The sequence below is a fragment of the Flavobacterium sp. 21.1 genome, assembly GCF_057801535.1.
Genome location: NZ_JBYNXA010000001.1, coordinates 64,056 through 80,568 on the forward strand (window position 1 = coordinate 64,056; position 16,513 = coordinate 80,568).

The 16,513-nt window shown below is 38.5% G+C and carries 14 protein-coding genes; 7 read left to right on the plus strand and 7 right to left on the minus strand.

Annotation, left to right across the window (positions count from 1 at the left end; all coding sequences use genetic code 11):
- Positions 1 to 91 precede the first annotated feature (91 nt).
- From AC3E9U_RS00260 to AC3E9U_RS00275, 4 genes are all read right to left on the minus strand, one after another.
- Positions 92 to 970 (minus strand): pirin family protein, encoded by an 879-nt coding sequence (locus AC3E9U_RS00260; RefSeq protein ID WP_488744900.1) that lies wholly within the window; start codon positions 968 to 970, stop codon positions 92 to 94.
- Positions 971 to 973: 3 nt separating this feature from the next.
- Entirely contained in the window at positions 974 to 1,588 is a 615-nt protein-coding gene (locus tag AC3E9U_RS00265) for a hydrolase (RefSeq protein ID WP_488744901.1), read from the minus strand.
- A gap of 24 nt (positions 1,589 to 1,612) precedes the next feature.
- Positions 1,613 to 1,930 (minus strand): GNAT family N-acetyltransferase, encoded by a 318-nt coding sequence (locus AC3E9U_RS00270; protein WP_488744902.1) that lies wholly within the window; start codon positions 1,928 to 1,930, stop codon positions 1,613 to 1,615.
- Positions 1,931 to 1,992: 62 nt separating this feature from the next.
- Positions 1,993 to 2,871 carry a pirin family protein gene (locus tag AC3E9U_RS00275; RefSeq protein WP_488744903.1) on the minus strand — a complete coding sequence of 293 codons (879 nt, stop codon included), beginning with the start codon at positions 2,869 to 2,871 and terminating at the stop codon, positions 1,993 to 1,995.
- A 325-nt stretch (positions 2,872 to 3,196) separates the two neighbouring features.
- On the opposite strand from AC3E9U_RS00275, the gene AC3E9U_RS00280 reads away from it, so the two are divergent.
- The 7 genes from AC3E9U_RS00280 (at position 3,197) to AC3E9U_RS00310 (ending at position 9,068) form a co-directional block, all read left to right on the plus strand.
- Positions 3,197 to 4,534 (plus strand): T9SS type A sorting domain-containing protein, encoded by a 1,338-nt coding sequence (locus tag AC3E9U_RS00280; protein WP_488744904.1) that lies wholly within the window; start codon positions 3,197 to 3,199, stop codon positions 4,532 to 4,534.
- Between the two features lie 126 nt (positions 4,535 to 4,660).
- The gene (gene pyrR, locus AC3E9U_RS00285) at positions 4,661 to 5,212 is read left to right on the plus strand and encodes a bifunctional pyr operon transcriptional regulator/uracil phosphoribosyltransferase PyrR (protein ID WP_488744905.1); all 552 of its coding nucleotides are present in this window, start codon (positions 4,661 to 4,663) and stop codon (positions 5,210 to 5,212) included.
- A gap of 108 nt (positions 5,213 to 5,320) precedes the next feature.
- Positions 5,321 to 6,247, plus strand: coding sequence for an aspartate carbamoyltransferase catalytic subunit (locus tag AC3E9U_RS00290; protein ID WP_488744906.1), 927 nt, complete (start codon positions 5,321 to 5,323; stop codon positions 6,245 to 6,247).
- 92 nt (positions 6,248 to 6,339) lie between these two features.
- The gene (locus AC3E9U_RS00295) at positions 6,340 to 6,672 is read left to right on the plus strand and encodes a ribonuclease Z (protein WP_488744907.1); all 333 of its coding nucleotides are present in this window, start codon (positions 6,340 to 6,342) and stop codon (positions 6,670 to 6,672) included.
- A 77-nt stretch (positions 6,673 to 6,749) separates the two neighbouring features.
- A complete protein-coding gene (locus tag AC3E9U_RS00300) occupies positions 6,750 to 7,655 on the plus strand; it encodes a ribonuclease Z (protein ID WP_488744908.1) in 906 nt (301 codons plus the stop codon).
- A gap of 104 nt (positions 7,656 to 7,759) precedes the next feature.
- Positions 7,760 to 8,404 (plus strand): pyridoxamine 5'-phosphate oxidase, encoded by a 645-nt coding sequence (pdxH, locus tag AC3E9U_RS00305; RefSeq protein ID WP_488744909.1) that lies wholly within the window; start codon positions 7,760 to 7,762, stop codon positions 8,402 to 8,404.
- A gap of 154 nt (positions 8,405 to 8,558) precedes the next feature.
- Positions 8,559 to 9,068: a CAP domain-containing protein gene (locus AC3E9U_RS00310; protein WP_488744910.1), complete on the plus strand. Its 510-nt coding sequence runs from the start codon at positions 8,559 to 8,561 to the stop codon at positions 9,066 to 9,068.
- A 119-nt stretch (positions 9,069 to 9,187) separates the two neighbouring features.
- Here the strand turns inward: AC3E9U_RS00310 and AC3E9U_RS00315 are convergent, their stop codons facing one another.
- Genes AC3E9U_RS00315 through AC3E9U_RS00325 form a run of 3 tightly spaced genes read right to left on the minus strand, consistent with a single transcriptional unit; the run spans position 9,188 to position 16,396 of the window.
- On the minus strand, positions 9,188 to 11,125 hold the full coding sequence (locus AC3E9U_RS00315) for an OmpA family protein (protein WP_488744911.1): 1,938 nt from the start codon (positions 11,123 to 11,125) through the stop codon (positions 9,188 to 9,190).
- A gap of 11 nt (positions 11,126 to 11,136) precedes the next feature.
- Positions 11,137 to 12,045 carry a PorP/SprF family type IX secretion system membrane protein gene (locus tag AC3E9U_RS00320; protein ID WP_488744912.1) on the minus strand — a complete coding sequence of 303 codons (909 nt, stop codon included), beginning with the start codon at positions 12,043 to 12,045 and terminating at the stop codon, positions 11,137 to 11,139.
- Positions 12,046 to 12,094: 49 nt separating this feature from the next.
- Positions 12,095 to 16,396: an HYR-like domain-containing protein gene (locus AC3E9U_RS00325; RefSeq protein ID WP_488744913.1), complete on the minus strand. Its 4,302-nt coding sequence runs from the start codon at positions 16,394 to 16,396 to the stop codon at positions 12,095 to 12,097.
- Positions 16,397 to 16,513: the final 117 nt, after the last annotated feature.

Sequence of the window (16,513 nt, forward strand, 5' to 3'; positions counted from 1 at the left end):
TGTAAGTAATTAATCACAAAAATAAAAAATCCGCTCAGTTTTTTAAACCTGCGGATTTCATATTATTAACAATTACAGCGAATTATTTCCTTTAAGGATTCGGATTTGGTAAAGGGACAAATTCTGTTTCTCCAGGGACAGCCGGGAAATTTTGGTTTTCCCAGTCCGTTTTTGCTTTTTCAATCCGATCTTTATCAGAAGAAACAAAATTCCAGAAAATGAATCGTTCTTCAGGGAAAGCTTCTCCTCCAAAAATATAAACGGTTGAGTTTTCACCCATTTCGAATTCGCAAAGCTTAGTGTCTTTGGCAATTAAAATCTGCTTGGATTCAAAAACCACTTCATCACTTTTAATGGTTCCTTCCAGGATATACAGCGCACTTTCACCAAACAAGTCATCTCCGATTTTTACTTTCTGCGGATGTGTACTTTTTATTTCAATAAGGTAAAGCGGACTATAAACCGGTACTCCCGATTTTCGCCCGAATGCTTCTCCTGCGATTAGTTTAAATGTTAATCCGTTTTCCGTCCATTCCGGAATGTCCTTTTCTTCAATATGCGTGAAATTCGGTTCCATTTCCTCCAGTTCTTTCGGAAGCGCTACCCAAATTTGCAAGCCATGAAGCATTTTTTCAAAACCCCGAAGGTACTGAGGCGTTCGTTCTGAATGAACGATTCCTTTTCCGGCAGTCATCCAGTTTACGGCACCGGGTTTGATTTCCATTTCGGTACCTAAACTGTCACGGTGCATGATTCGTCCCCGGAACAGATAGGTTAGGGTAGAAAGCCCTATATGCGGATGCGGTGCTACGTCAAAATTCTCGAAATCACTTAGATAGGTCGGACCCATGTGATCAATAAACACAAAAGGACCTACAGCTCTTTTCTGTCGAAAAGGCAAAAGACGACCCACCATAAAGTTTCCAATATCGGCAGCCCGTTCTTCGATAATTAATTGTATGTTTGACATAGCTTAATGTATTTTTCCATCTTTAAACAATACCTGAAAAAAGCCCGGCACGGTTTCCTCGCGGTTCCAATCACGCTGCAATTCGCAAAGCAATTGATTTATTGAAATCAGTTGAGCACCGGCTTGCTCCATTCTTCTCAACGCAGTATCATGTGCTTCAGATGAAGTTCCACCCACGGCATCGACCACCGGAAAAACTTCGAAATCTTCTTTTAACGCATCTAATGCGGGAAAGGCTAGACAAGCTTCCGTCCAGAGTGCTGCCATAATCAGTTTTTTTCTGCCGGTTGCTTTCACAGCCTCGTAAAATTCCTTGTCTTCCCAAGCGTTAATACTGGTACGATCGTAGGAAGTATCGTCTGTCAAAACTTCTCTTAATGGCGCAATAGTGTCCTGATTTCTGCCTGTTTGTACATTTACTGTTGATAATATCACCGGAATATTGTACACTTTTGCGGTTTTGGCAAGACGTACAATCTGTTCCACTAAGTAGGTTCGATCCATCGATTTAATTGAAGAAACCTGAACCGGTTGATAGTCAATAATAATAAGAGCTGAATTTTCGGGACTTAACAAATGATCGCTTTTTGGATCGCGGATAGGCACTATACTGCTCATAATTAAAAAAATTAAATTGTTGAATTATAATGAATTATAACTTTCAAAATTTTCATCGACTATGCGTTTCCACTCCGGATGTCTTTTGATGTAAGCAAATACTAACGGACAGAGCGGAACAAGTTTATAATTGTTTTGTTCAATGTAGTCCAGTGTTTTTTCGATTACGGCTGTCGCAGCGCCTTTTCCTTCAAGTTCCGGTTCCACTTCAGTATGAATCAAAGTGATTTTGCCCGGTCGTTCTTTATAATCGATAAAGGCTTTGTGACCTTCAAATGTAATCTCAAAACGATGATTTTCTTCGTTCTTCTGAAGAGGGATATTTTGGAATTCCGGTTTCATATTTTTTGATTGAAAAATTTAAAGTTAGTGTAAATATTTCTTATTTGGTGGATCTTTTGACTTTAATCTGCCAAGAAACCAAACTTTCCGTTGTTGAAATCGTCAATCGCCTGAATAATCTCTTCGCGTGTATTCATTACGAAAGGTCCGTGCGGGAAAATCGGCTCGTTGATCGGTTCACCGCTTAATACCAAAACGATAGCATTCTCCAAGGCTTCAATAGTAAATTCCTCGCCTTCGTTTTCGAAAAGTACAAAGTGGTCGGTTGGAACCACTTCATCTCCGTTAACTTTTATATTTCCTTCTATAACCAGTAATCCGGTATTGTAATTCGCCGGAAATGAGAAAGTAGCTTTTCCGCCTGCGTTCAGTTTTGCATTTTGCAGATGAACAGGCGTAAACGTTGATGCTGCGCCTTTTACGTCTTTATAATTTCCTGCGATTACCTCAATAACTCCTGCGTTATCAGGAAGTTCAAATTTGCTGATCTGGTCATTTGTAATTCCCTGATATTTTGGAGTAGACATTTTATCTTTCGCCGGAAGGTTTACCCATAATTGCACCATTTGGAATTCGCCGCCGGTTTTGCTGAATTCTTCCTCATGATATTCTTTATGTAATACACCTGATGCTGCGGTCATCCATTGTACATCACCTTCGCCGATAACTCCGCCACCGCCGGCACTGTCATGATGTGCTACTTTTCCTTTGTAGGCAATGGTTACGGTTTCAAAACCTCTGTGCGGGTGAACACCAACACCTTTTGGGATTTCAGAAGGAGGGAAGTTGTATTTGGAATTATAATCTAACATAATAAACGGGCTCATACGTTCCATATCCAAATGATAACCACTCGGAATGAAGTTATGTACTCTAAAGCCATCACCTACAAAATGAGGTGTTTTTGGAGCAGACACTAATTCAATATTTTTTGTTGCCATCGTACTATTTCATTTAAATTGATAAACAAAGTTAATTTACAATGTTGTCAAAGCACTTAATTTAGATTAAGAAATCATTTAAATGCACCCAGCTATTTCGCTCTCTATGTTGGTTTGAATGAAATCATTTTCAGAACATTCGAAATCAATGTCTTATGGGAAAAAACCACTACAAATTGTTAAATATTAGTGTTTTGTTTGAAATAACATAAAATTTACAACAAAAAATAGGGTAATTGTCACAAATAAAACAATATATTTGCGTCCCTTTTATTTTAAGCATTGTGAGAATAAGAGGATTAACCCAATAAACAATTTATAATCAATGAGAAAAAAAACTACCCTACTTAAATTAGCAGTGTGTATGCTTGTGTCTTATACAGGATTCAGTCAGAACAGAACGACGTTTTCTAAAAGAACACCATCCGGGCATATCAGATGTGCAACTACCGAGTATGAAGCTCTTTTGCAAGAAAACTATCCAAACAGAGCTACGTCTAAGGAATTTGAAAACTGGTTGGCTCCTAAAATTGAAGAGGTAAAGAGAAACAGAGAAAGTTCGACAGCCAAAACTGTAATTACGGTACCTGTTGTAATACATATTATCAGTAATGGTGATGCAATCGGTACCAACGAAAACATTTCAAATGCTCAGGCTTTATCGCAAATCACCGTTTTAAATCAGGATTTCCGAAAAATGTTGGGAACTCCGGGGTATAACACAAATCCTGTCGGAGCTGATATCGAGATCGAATTTTGCCTTGCGCAAAGAAAACCGGACGGTACAGCAACAACCGGTATTGATCGCGTAACGAGAACCAGTGCGACTTATAACACTTTCAATGCTACGGAGACAATGAAAGCAGCTACGATTTGGGATTCTACAAAATATTTTAACATTTGGACCGTGAACTTTACAAGTAATTCCAATCAGGAAATGTACGGTACTTTAGGATATGCTCAATTTCCAAGTACGTCAGGGCTTTCAGGGTTAAATTCAGATGAAGGACCCGGAACTACAGATGGTTTGGTAGTTGATTACAGATGTTTCGGATCTGCAACAATTGCGGCCGGACCTTATTATACTGGATATGATTTAGGAAGAACAGCTACCCATGAAATCGGACATTGTTTCGGATTGTTGCATATTTGGGGAGATGCTGCTTGTGGAGATGATTATTGTGCAGATACACCGGTAGCGCATGATTCTAATTTCGGATGTCCTACAGTAACAAACTGTACAAGTACCGGAAACGAAATGGTTCAGAATTATATGGACTATACGGATGATTCATGCATGAATATATTTACAATTAATCAGAAAGACCGAGTTACAGCAGTAATGAATAATTCTCTTAGAAGAGCATCATTGAAAACATCAAATGCGTGCCAGGCTCCGCTTTCCACACAGCAATTTGATTTGCTTAATTCAGTTCAGTTATATCCGAATCCTACCAATGAGATCATTAATATCGCATTGTCTAATTCTGAATTGCCGGACAATTTCGTAATATTCAACAGCTTAGGACAAACAATCAAAGATGTTAAAGTTACATCTGAAATGGATTTAGCAGTTAATATGTCTCAGTATCAGGCGGGTGTTTATTTTATTAAAATCGCAAAAGACGGTTCTGTAAGAACATTACGATTCATAAAAGAATAATTCCATTCAAAAACAATTTTAAAAGACCGCATCAACAGCGGTCTTTTTTTATGCAAACTCTGTAGCGAAGCATTTTTTATAAACAAAAAAATTGTACTTTTACACACCAAACACAACACTTCATTTATGAGTCAAAAAGTATTGCTCACTTCAAAAGAAGTCAATATCATCCTGCATCGTTTGGCCTGTCAGTTAATCGAAAAACATCTCGATTTTTCAAACACTATCCTTATCGGGATTCAGCCTCGCGGTAAATATGTTGCTGAGAGAATCAAGCAGATATTGGAAGAAGACTACAACATTAAAGACATTCCTCTTGGCTTTTTGGATATTACTTTCTTCAGGGATGATTTCCGAAGAACTGAAAAACCTATGGAGGCTAACAAAACCCAAATCGACTTTTTAGTAGAAGATAAGAAAGTGGTTTTTATAGACGATGTTTTGTACACAGGAAGAAGTATTCGTGCGGCATTAACAGCAATCCAATCATTCGGAAGACCATCCGGAATAGAACTTTTAACGCTAATTGACAGACGTTTCAGTCGTGATTTACCCATTCAGCCGGATTATCGCGGAAGACAGGTGGATGCCATCAATAACGAAAGGGTTCTGGTAAACTGGAAAGAAAACGATGGAGTAGATCAAGTGCTTTTAGTAGCTAAAACAACGAACAACTAAGAATTACAACAACACAACAATAACGATGAAACGTTCATTAACGACCATACAAAATGACATAGCAACAATGAACGTTCCATCTGTCCAAAAATTTAATATAATCTTCAGATGAAAGAACTAAGCGTCAATCATTTATTAGGAATAAAATACATCAACAAAAACGATATTGATTTAATCTTCGAAACTGCCGATCAGTTCAAGGAAGTAATCAACCGTCCGATTAAAAAAGTACCTTCATTACAACACATCACTATCGCTAATATCTTTTTTGAAGACAGTACGCGTACCAAACTTTCATTTGAATTGGCACAAAAACGTCTTTCGGCAGATGTGATGAGTTTTTCCGTAGCGCAATCTTCAGTTAAAAAAGGAGAGACGTTAATCGACACCGTGAACAACATTCTTTCAATGAAAGTAGACATGGTTGTAATGCGTCATAAAAATCCGGGAGCGGCTCATTTCTTATCACAGAATGTGAAAGCAAGTATTGTAAATGCCGGTGATGGTGCACACGAGCATCCTACTCAGGCGTTATTGGACAGTTATTCCATCCGTGAAAAATTAGGTGACGTAGGAGGGAAGAAAGTTGTAATCGTTGGAGATATTCTGCATTCCCGTGTAGCGCTTTCCAATATTTTTGCCTTACAGATGCAAGGTGCTGAAGTAATGGTTTGCGGACCTAAAACATTAATTCCGAGATACATTGAGTCATTGGGAGTGAAGTATGAACCGAATTTACGTAAAGCCTTAGAATGGAGTGATGTAGCAAACATGTTACGTGTGCAGAATGAGCGTTTGGATGTGAATTATTTCCCCTCAACACGTGAATATGCACAACAATACGGAGTTGACAAAGCATTATTGGATTCTTTGAGCAAAGAAATAGTTATCATGCACCCGGGGCCAATTAACAGAGGAGTGGAAATTACTTCTGATGTGGCGGACTCCTCGCAATCGGTTATCCTGAATCAGGTGGAAAACGGAGTTGCTGTTCGTATGGCAGTGATTTACTTATTGGCTCAGAAGATTAAATAGTTGGAGCAACAAGGAAAAAGAGATAAGGGAAAAGTTATTACAGATCGTAAAATTCTCAGTAACTTAGCAACTCAGTCACTAAGCAGCTTTATATGAAAGTAGATCATAAAATACACACTACAATACTTAAGGATACAGAAGGAAATATTTCTGAATTTCTGAAGAAAGTAACAGAGCAGTACGAATCCTTTAAAGAGCGTAATCTCATTTTGGATGTATCGCATGACAAATCCGCTGACGTAAAAGCAATTAAAACATTTTTGGATTTATCCAAGAAACACAAAAAAGCCAAAAAGTCATTCGTTATCGTTGCTGATAATATTGATTTTAATGATGTTCCCGCGTCTTTGTTGGTTGTACCTACACTTTTGGAAGCGCATGATATGATTGAAATGGAAGAAATCGAACGTGATTTGGGATTCTAAAATCAGTAGGTGAGTCACAGTTTGCAATACTGCGACAGAACACTGCAACTGAACACTGCAACTGAACACTGTAAACTATGAAACTGACAATCCTGGGTTGTTATGCAGCTACACCGAGAACAATTACTAATCCGACTTCACAGGTTCTGGAAATAAAAAACCGCATGTTTCTTATTGATTGCGGAGAAGGGACACAAGTGCAGCTACGTAAAAATAAGATCAAGTTTTCCCGAATAGAACATATCTTCATTTCACACCTTCATGGTGATCATTTTTATGGTTTAGTAGGACTGATATCTACATTTATGCTCCTCAACCGTCAGACCGATCTACATGTTTACGGACCTAAAGGAGTTAAAGAGGTAATCCTTCTACAACTCAGATTATCAAATTCTTACACAGGATACAATCTTTATTTTCATGAATTGGAAAGCAAAGAAAGTGAAGTGATTTATGAAGATGAGAAAGTCATTGTAAAAACTATCCCTCTTAAACATAGAGTCTACACAAACGGATTTCTGTTCCAGGAGAAAAACCGTGAAAGAAAGCTCAATATAGATGCTATTTTGAATCATGATATTGAAACTGTTTACTATCAGAAAATAAAATACGGAGGTGATATTACTTTAGAAGATGGTAGGGTCATTCCAAACGAAAAGCTGACTTTCGATCCGGATCCCGAACGCAGTTATGCATTTTGCTCAGATACAGTCTACGATGAAAATATAATCCCTGTTATAAAGGATGCGACCGTTTTATATCATGAAAGTACCTTTTTGGATTCAGAAGAACATTTAGCAGAAAAAACTATGCACTGTACCGCTAAACAAGCGGCTTTGATTGCAAAAAAAGCTAACGTCCAGCAATTGGTTTTAGGTCATTACTCAACCCGTTATGATTCGATTGAGCGCTTTAAAACAGAAGCCGAAACCGTTTTTCCAAATATTCTTCTGGGTGATGATGGCAGAGAATTTGAATTTTAGTTTGTGAATTCCCGAGTAACATAGTTTTTAGATCATAATCATTTTCATATTCACTTAAAAAAACTTAGTAACTTAGCAACTAAGTAACTCAGCAACTTTTTAAAATGTCCGATTTAAGCAATTACCGAAAATCATATGAGAAGAGTGAACTTTTGGAAAGCAATATTCCAGAAGATCCGATCAATTTATTCCACAGATGGTTTCATGAAACCGAGGATTTAGGCGGAATAGAGGAGGTGAATGCTATGACCGTTTCTACCATTGGTCTTGACGGATTTCCCAAATCGAGAGTAGTTTTACTTAAAAAGTTCAATGAAGAGGGCTTTATTTTCTACACAAATTATAATTCCGAAAAAGGAAAAGCGCTTGAAAAGAACCCAAATGTATGTCTTTCTTTTTTCTGGCATTCCATGGAAAGACAAGTAATTATAAAAGGAATAGCAGAAAAAACATCAGAGTCGGTTTCTGATAACTACTTTGACAGCCGACCGGAAGGAAGTAAGTTAGGCGCTATTGTTTCCCCTCAAAGCGATGTGATCCCTTCACGGGCTTTTCTGGAAGAAAATCTTAAGGAATTGGAAAAAGAACTTCACAACAAAGAAATCCACCGTCCTACGAATTGGGGTGGTTATTTGGTACGCCCTGTTTCTGTAGAATTCTGGCAAGGAAGACCAAATCGCCTGCATGACCGCATACGTTATCAGTTAAAAGATGGTTTTGATTGGAAAATCGAAAGACTTTCGCCTTAAAATTTAATTATACATAATTTAAATGTTAAAAATTAGTGCATTTTATCGATTTTATTTGTAGATAATCGATAAATAAGTAACTTTACTCTGGTAATCAAACAGTTACAAAAATTGATTACTCCAAAAACAGAGCTTTACATTTAAATTTTGATTTATGAAGATGACTTTTTTCCGTCCCCTGTTTGTCCTTTCCCTTGCGGTATTTTTTGCATCTTGCTCAGCTGAGAGTGCAGAGGAAACACCTCAAAATACCACACCTTCAGAATACGTAACAAATAACAATTATAATTATAGTGCAATCGAATTGGAAGTAGCCAATCTGATCAATCAATATAGAGTAAGCAAAGGGTTGAACCCGCTTGAAAAAATAAATCATATTTCCAATGTTTCCGAAAGTCATGACGAATATATGATTTCGATAAATACGTTAACTCACGCCCTTTTTGCCCAAAGAGAGGAGAATTTAAGAGCTACTTTAGGAGCTGTCGCTGTTGGTGAAAATCTGGCTTACAATTATTCTACCGCACAATCTGTGGTGGATGCATGGAAGAACAGTCCGGCTCATAAAGCTAACATGGAAGGTAATTATACGCATTTCGGAATTTCTGTCAGAACTAATTCAGATGGCAAGATGTATTTTACCAACATGTTTATCAGAAAATAATCGAAGTTAAAATATGTGTTTAGTTTCTGGGTTTAAATAATCCAAAATGAAAAAGCATTCACCTTGGTGAATGCTTTTTTTTTGATTAAACGAATTGTAAAAAAGAAGGAAATAAATAATTAATCTAAACTTAAAACTATAAATTCACTGCGGCGGTTTTTCTGATGTTCCTCTTCGGAGCATTTTACTCCGTCTTTACAACCGTTAATCAATTGCGTTTCTCCATATCCTTTAGCAGTTAGCCTGCTTCGATTGATACCATTTTTAACCATGTATTCTAAAGTTGATTTTGCTCTGTTGTCAGAAAGTTTTTCATTGTATTTATGTGTCTGGCGGCTGTCGGTGTGAGAACGGATATCAATTTTCATATTAGGATATTTCTCCATTACAGCAATGACTTTTTGTAAATCTGCCGCAGCATCTTCACGGATATTGTATTTATCCAAATCAAAATAGATGATACTCACATCAAGCACTTTACCAAGGTCAAGTCCCGGAACAATAGGAACCAGTTTTTTGTCAAGACCAATATCCGCTTTTGTTTCTCCTGTAACTAAAGGTGTTGAAACGGGAATCTCTTTGGTTTCATAATCCTGATGCTCAGCCCGGATATAGTATTTTTTGTCACATTCTATACTATCTTCAAATACAAATTCTCCCTTTTCGTTTGCGTCAACAGTTTTAAGCAACATCATATCCGCATCAAAGATTGATACTTTAGCTGCCGGTAAACGAACCAATGACAACTTATCGGACACGGATCCTCTCAGCATCTGCTCACAGACATTTTCCTTAAATTTATAAATATCATCAGAACCTGCGCCGCCTTCACGGTTAGATGTAAAATATCCAACGTGCGTTTTAGCATTTACGATGTATCCAAAATCGTCTTTCGGACTGTTGACAGGTGCTCCGATATTTTTAATTACGGTATAAGTACTGTCTTTATTCATTTTTGATTCAAAAACATCCAAACCTCCAATTCCAACATGATCATCCGAAGAGAAATACAGTACGTTCTTGGAATTTATGTAAGGGAACGTTTCGCGTAAGGGGGAATTAACACCACTTCCCAAATTTTCCGGTTTTCCAAATGAACCGTCTTTATTGATGGCAACTCTGAAAATATCAGATTCACCTAATGTTCCCGGCATGTCAGATGAGAAATACAGCATTTTTTCATCCACGCTTAAAGCAGGGTGGGCCACACTGTAATTATCACTGTTAAACGGAAGTTCTTTGATGTCCTCCCATTTTCCGTCTTTTAAAATAGCTTTGTAAATCTTCAGTTTAGTTACCTTATCATCACTTTTTCTCTTTTTACCATCAATATAGTTGTTTCTGGTAAAATAAACAGTATTTCCGTCTTTAGTGAAAACAGGAGTAGCTTCATTGAACTTCGAATCAAGATCTTTTGAAAACTCCTGCGCGTCACTTAGTTTTCCGTCTTCAGCCGCTTTGGCAGTATAAAGTTGTGTAAAATATTGCCCGGTCCAACTGTGTTTTTTCTGGAAAACATCTTTGCTTTTTCGTGCCGAAGTAAATATGACATCCGTTCCTTTGAACATCGATCCGTAATCCGAGTATTCGGTGTTGATATCACCGGCATTTTCAACTTTAAAGCGGTCGGAACCTTTTCTTAGTTCTGCCAGATATTCTTTATTGCCAGCCAACTCTTCACCTGCTGTATTATTGGTTTTCTGATAAAATTTAATCAGATATTCATCGGCTTTGTCATTATTCCCAATAGCTTTCAGAGACTGCGCATACCTGAAATAATATTCGGGAGCCAAATTTGCTGCTTCAGGCATTGCAAACAATTGCGAATACCATTTTTCGGCTTTGTCATATTCACCGTTAAAGTAATACGCGTTTCCAAGTTTTTCAAAGAGATTTACTGATTTATGACCTTTTTCGGCGACTTTTTCATATACTTCAATTGCATCGATGTAAGCATAATTGTTGTATTTTTTGTCAGCCTTTGCTTCTTTGCCAAATTGAGAATATAGGTTACCTATGTTAAAAATGGCAATTATAAGTAGTGCTTTGATTTTCATAACTATTCATTTTAGAAGAAACGAGGAGTTAGTATTTTCGAATTATTGAACAATTCGAATCTCAGGAATATCTCATGAGAACCTGAATTATAGTTCTTTAACTCAGTAGTTTCCATATCATACGCATATCCTAAGAAGACAGACGGCGATATTTGAAATCCGGCCATTGCACTCCAGGCAGCATCCCATCGATAGGCTGCTCCCAGAGTTAGTTTGTCATAAATCAAAAAGTTTAAAGAACCGTCACCCTGAATCGGTGCTCCTTCGGCTGCTTTCATAAGAATTGAAGGTTTGATTTTTAAGTTGCTTCCAACATCAAAAACATAACCGGTTATGAAATAGTAGTGCATTTTTTCCTTTGTAATCGAAACAGAATTGTCTTTATAATGATTGTTTTCGAAAAAGTTAGGAACCGATAAACCGGCGTAGAATTTATCATTATTCAGATAGATTCCGGCTCCGACATTCGGACTAAAATCGTTATCAAGGTTTTGAAAACGGGGATCATCCGGATTTTGGATTGTCAGTTTATTAACGTCAATGCTGAAAAGATTCGCTGTCCCTTTTAAACCGAATGCCAGTTTATAATTTTCAGAAACTTGTATGTAATAAGACAGATCAGCTGAAATAGCACTTTCAGTGGCCGGTCCGATTTTATCATTCACAAAGGATAAACCAACTCCAAAACTTGAATCATTTATCGGTGAGTTTACTGAAAATGTACTTGTTGTTGGTGCCCCGTCTAAGCCTACCCACTGGGCTCTGTACAATCCGAAGATACTCAGAACTTCTCGGGAACCGGCATATGCAGGATTAATGGTAATGGTATTATACATGTATTGTGTATACTGTGAGTCTTGTTGCGCATAACCCATCATACCTATTAATCCTAAAACGAGTATTATTAATTTTGTTTTCATGTTCACTAATTTAAATTAACTTAGTAAATAATTAATAGATGTATGAGAATTATCTGCTTAAATACAAATAACCAGATTTGTCATTCCATTGCCCTGTCTCGTTATCTTTATATTTCATGATATAGAAATAAGTTCCGCCAGGCAATAGTTCACCCTTATTAAGAGTCGCTCTTCCTTCTGATTTTCCGTCAAAAACGACCGTTGTATTGTTATAACCGCTTTTATCGAATACCAGGATTCCCCAACGGTTATAAATCTGCAGTTTATTTTCCGGATAACATTCTAATCCGTCAATTATAAGAACATCATTGTCACCGTCATTATTTGGAGAGAATCCATTGTTAATGATAATCGCACATGCTGCCAGTACTCCGCAATCGTTAACCACATGAACATAGAATTCCAATTTTCTCGGGCATGTAGAATTTTCGGTTGCAAGTATATATTGCAATGTATAATAACCAACCGGCAATTGTGTTACATTTAATGTGTTGTTCGCAAAGTTGAACAATGCTATCGGTATGTTAACACCAACCCATTGACCGCCAGGTTCAGTTCCCTGAGGAAGAAGCGACATCAGATTGAAAGTAGCATACGCAGAATCGTTTTTACACAAATCCGGGTTATCCGCACTGAAAGTATCACCAACATTTACATGAACTGTTTGTACAAACACGGTCACATTTCCACAGCTGTCTGTGGCAGTCCAGGTTCTTATAATATTGTATGAATGCTCCGTTACTGATGCAGGATCTACATGTTCTTCAAAAGTAACCGTTACATCACCTCCGCAATTATCTGTAAACGTAAGTTGTTCAGCAGGAGGAATGGCGCCACATGAAGCTGTAATTTCCAAAGGAACATCTCCGTTTAACGCTGGTGGAGTCTCATCAGAAACATTTATCGTTTGTGTCAGAACCGAAATATTATTACACTGATCTGTGAATGTCCATGTTCTGGTTACAACAAATGAATTTGGACAATCACCTTCAACTCTGGTGTCTACACTTTCCGCTGTAATGTTTCCGGAACAATTGTCTATTGCAGTTAAAGAAACAGGCGCCGGAACTTCAGATGCACAAGAAAGATTTAAAACTGTCTGTATTTCAGGTACAACCGGAGCCGTAAGATCTTGTACAGTTATAGTTTGCGATACTTCACTTGAATTTCCACATGGGTCAGAAAATCTCCATGTACGTGTAATCACATAAGAATTTGGACAATTTCCTTCCACGATTACATCCGTTCCCATTACAGCAATTTCTCCCGCACAAGTATCTGTCGCAGTCAAAGAAATCATTGGAGGAACTTCACCTGCACAGGAAACAGTAATATCCGCTGGTGGAGCCGGTAAAACAGGATTTGACGTATCAGAAACATTAATTGTTTGACTAACAGATGACATATTTCCGCAAGCATCAGCAAAAGTCCATGTTCTTGTTACGGTATAACTACTGGTACAGCTTCCGCCCGTTATTGCATCCGTACCTGTTACGGTTATAGGTCCTTCACACGCATCCTCAGCAGTTAATGAGATCATAGGAGGAATGTCACCACTACAACCAACAGTTACATCGGCAGGAGCTTGTGGAATAACCGGAGCTACTATGTCCTGAACATTGATAGTTTGAGATGCTGTAGATGAATTACCACAGGCATCGGTAGCGGTCCACGTTCTGGTAACAGAGTAAAAACCTCCACATCTTCCGGGAGTAGTAACGTCATTATAAGTCAGCGTAAAAGCTGAACCGCAATTATCAGTAGCAGTAGCTTGTGCAAATTGAGGTACTGCAGGACAACTAATGGTTGATTCAGCCGGTAAATCCGCAATGACAGGCGCTGTTAGATCTCTTACATTAATAGTTTGAGATGCTGTTGATGAGTTTCCGCAGGCATCTGTTGCGGTCCAAGTTCGGGTTACGGAATAAGAACCGGTACATTCTCCTGGAGTAGTTACATCATTAAATGTCAGTGTGAAAGCTGAACCACAATTATCTGATGCTGTAGCTTGTACAAATTGGGGTACTGCCGGACAGTTAATTGTTGTTGGAGCCGGTAAAGCTTCAATCACCGGAGCAGTGATATCCTGAACATTTATTGTCTGTGATGCCGTAGATGAATTTCCACACGCGTCAAGTGCAGTCCATGTTCTTGTTATTGAGTAAGATCCGGCACAATTACCAGGTGTTCTTACGTCATTATAGGTCAGTGTAAATGCAGATCCGCAGGCATCGGTAGCGGTGGCCTGCGCAAATTGTGGTACGGCAGGACAGTTAATGGTTGTCGGAGCCGGTAAAGCTGCAATTACAGGAGCGGAGACGTCTTGTACGGTGATTATCTGTGAGGTAGTAGATGAATTTCCGCAACCGTCGATCGCTAACCAAACTCTGACTAAAGTATAAGATCCCGCGCATTGACCAGGTACGTGTTTATCAATATAAGTCAAATTGATACTGGAACCACATCCATCTGTTGCTGTAGCTTGTACAAATTCAGGTACGGCAGGACAGTTTATGGTTGTTGGACCAGGTAGCGGTGAAATAACAGGAGGAGTTACATCCTGAACATTGATAGTCTGAGATGCTGTTGCCGAATTTCCGCAGGCATCAAGCGCTGTCCATGTTCTGGTCACAGAATAAGATCCTGCACATTGTCCCGGAGTTGTCACATCATTAAAGGTTAATGTAAACGATGAACCACATCCATCAGTTGCAGTAGCCTGCGCAAATTGAGGTGTATTAGGACAACTAATGGTTGTTGCAGACGGAAGTGCTGCAATTACCGGAGCCGTAACATCTCGAACATTAATCGTTTGTGATGCTGTTGATGAATTTCCGCAAACATCTGTTGCAGTCCAGGTTCTTGTCACGGAATAAGCGCCAGCACATTGTCCCGGTGTTGTCACATCATTGAATGTCAATGTAGCCACAGAACAGTTATCAGTGGCTGTAGCTACTGCAAATTGTGGTGTATTAGGACAGTTAACGGTTGATGCGGCCGGTAATGCTGCTATTGCTGGAGGAGTAGTATCGTCGATAGTTATAATCTGCTGATCAGTACCAACATTTCCACACACATCTGTTAACCTGAAAGTTCTGGTAACAATGGTTGGACAACTTCCTGAAGCAACATCCTGGTAAGTTATAGAAGCTAGTGAAGATGCATCAGCATAAGAACCTCCTGCAGTATTAAATTGTGCCAAAGTAATAGTGGCTGCAGTAGCAGAATATAGTAATCCTGTAATAGCTGACGGTCCGCAACCTTCAATAGTAACATCATTTGGAGCAGTTACAACCGGATTGCTTGTATCGCCGTTACTTATTGTAAAACTCTGATTTTTAACACATCCAACAGCGTCAGTTACGGTAACGGTATAAACTCCCGGAGCAAGTCCTGACAAATCCTGGGTGGTCGCCCCGTTACTCCACGAGTAGGAGTAAGGTGCTGTTCCTCCTGTAACGGATACATCAATGGAGCCATTACTTTGATTGGCACAACTTGCTGTATTTACTGCTCCGGTGATGGTAATTGGTCCCATTGGAGTAATGACCTGGCTATAAGTACCAACAAGATGTGTCGGAAGATTTGAATCCGTGACTGTTAAAGTAACGATATAAGGTCCTCCCGGGTACGCAAAATTATGTACTGGATTCTGCTGGGTCGACAGCGGAGAGCCATCTCCAAAATTCCATGAATATGTATAAGGAGCAATTCCTCCTGTTGTATGATTCTGGAATGTTATAGCGGACTGATTTCCGTTGTTATTACAACCTGAATAGGTATAATTAACCGCTAAAGGTGCGGCTACAAGCATACATGAAGCAAATTCACATTGTGATTTTGTGTAAGTCATACAGTTGTATGAACTTAGTTCCGGATCACTTGGACTACCGGTTGTTTGCCAGACGGTCAAAATTCTGCATAATCTCAACTCTTGACCACAGGTCCAATTGAATGGCCCATAAATCTGACGCTGACCGGAACCAGGAGACACCTGTCCAAGATAAGCGTTTATCGGAATTATAACCCCATCAATGGATAAGTCAGCAAATACTCTCGTTTGTGAAATGTTGCTGCTCGCATTAGATGTATAATTCAGCATCACATATCTTTGCCCGCTATCACCAGGCTGACAGGTTGTGTTTGATAACGGAACACCATTAACATTGGTAAGACTGATGAAAACATTGTTCAACGTATAATTATTAGAAGTACAGTTAAAGTAACTTTCATAATAATTGGGAGGAGAACCACATAGGCGTAAATCTGGTTTTTGGAGCGTAAACTGTGAAAATATGTTATTTATTCCTATAAGGAAGAATAACACTACTAAGGTAATTTTTGGTTTCATGGACATTACTTTATTAATTAAAATCCAATAAATCTGGTGTTGAAAAAAACTAATTTCAGGAGTCAGAAACCTCATACCATGACAAATGAAGAAGCATACGGCTCTGAACCCTAAAAT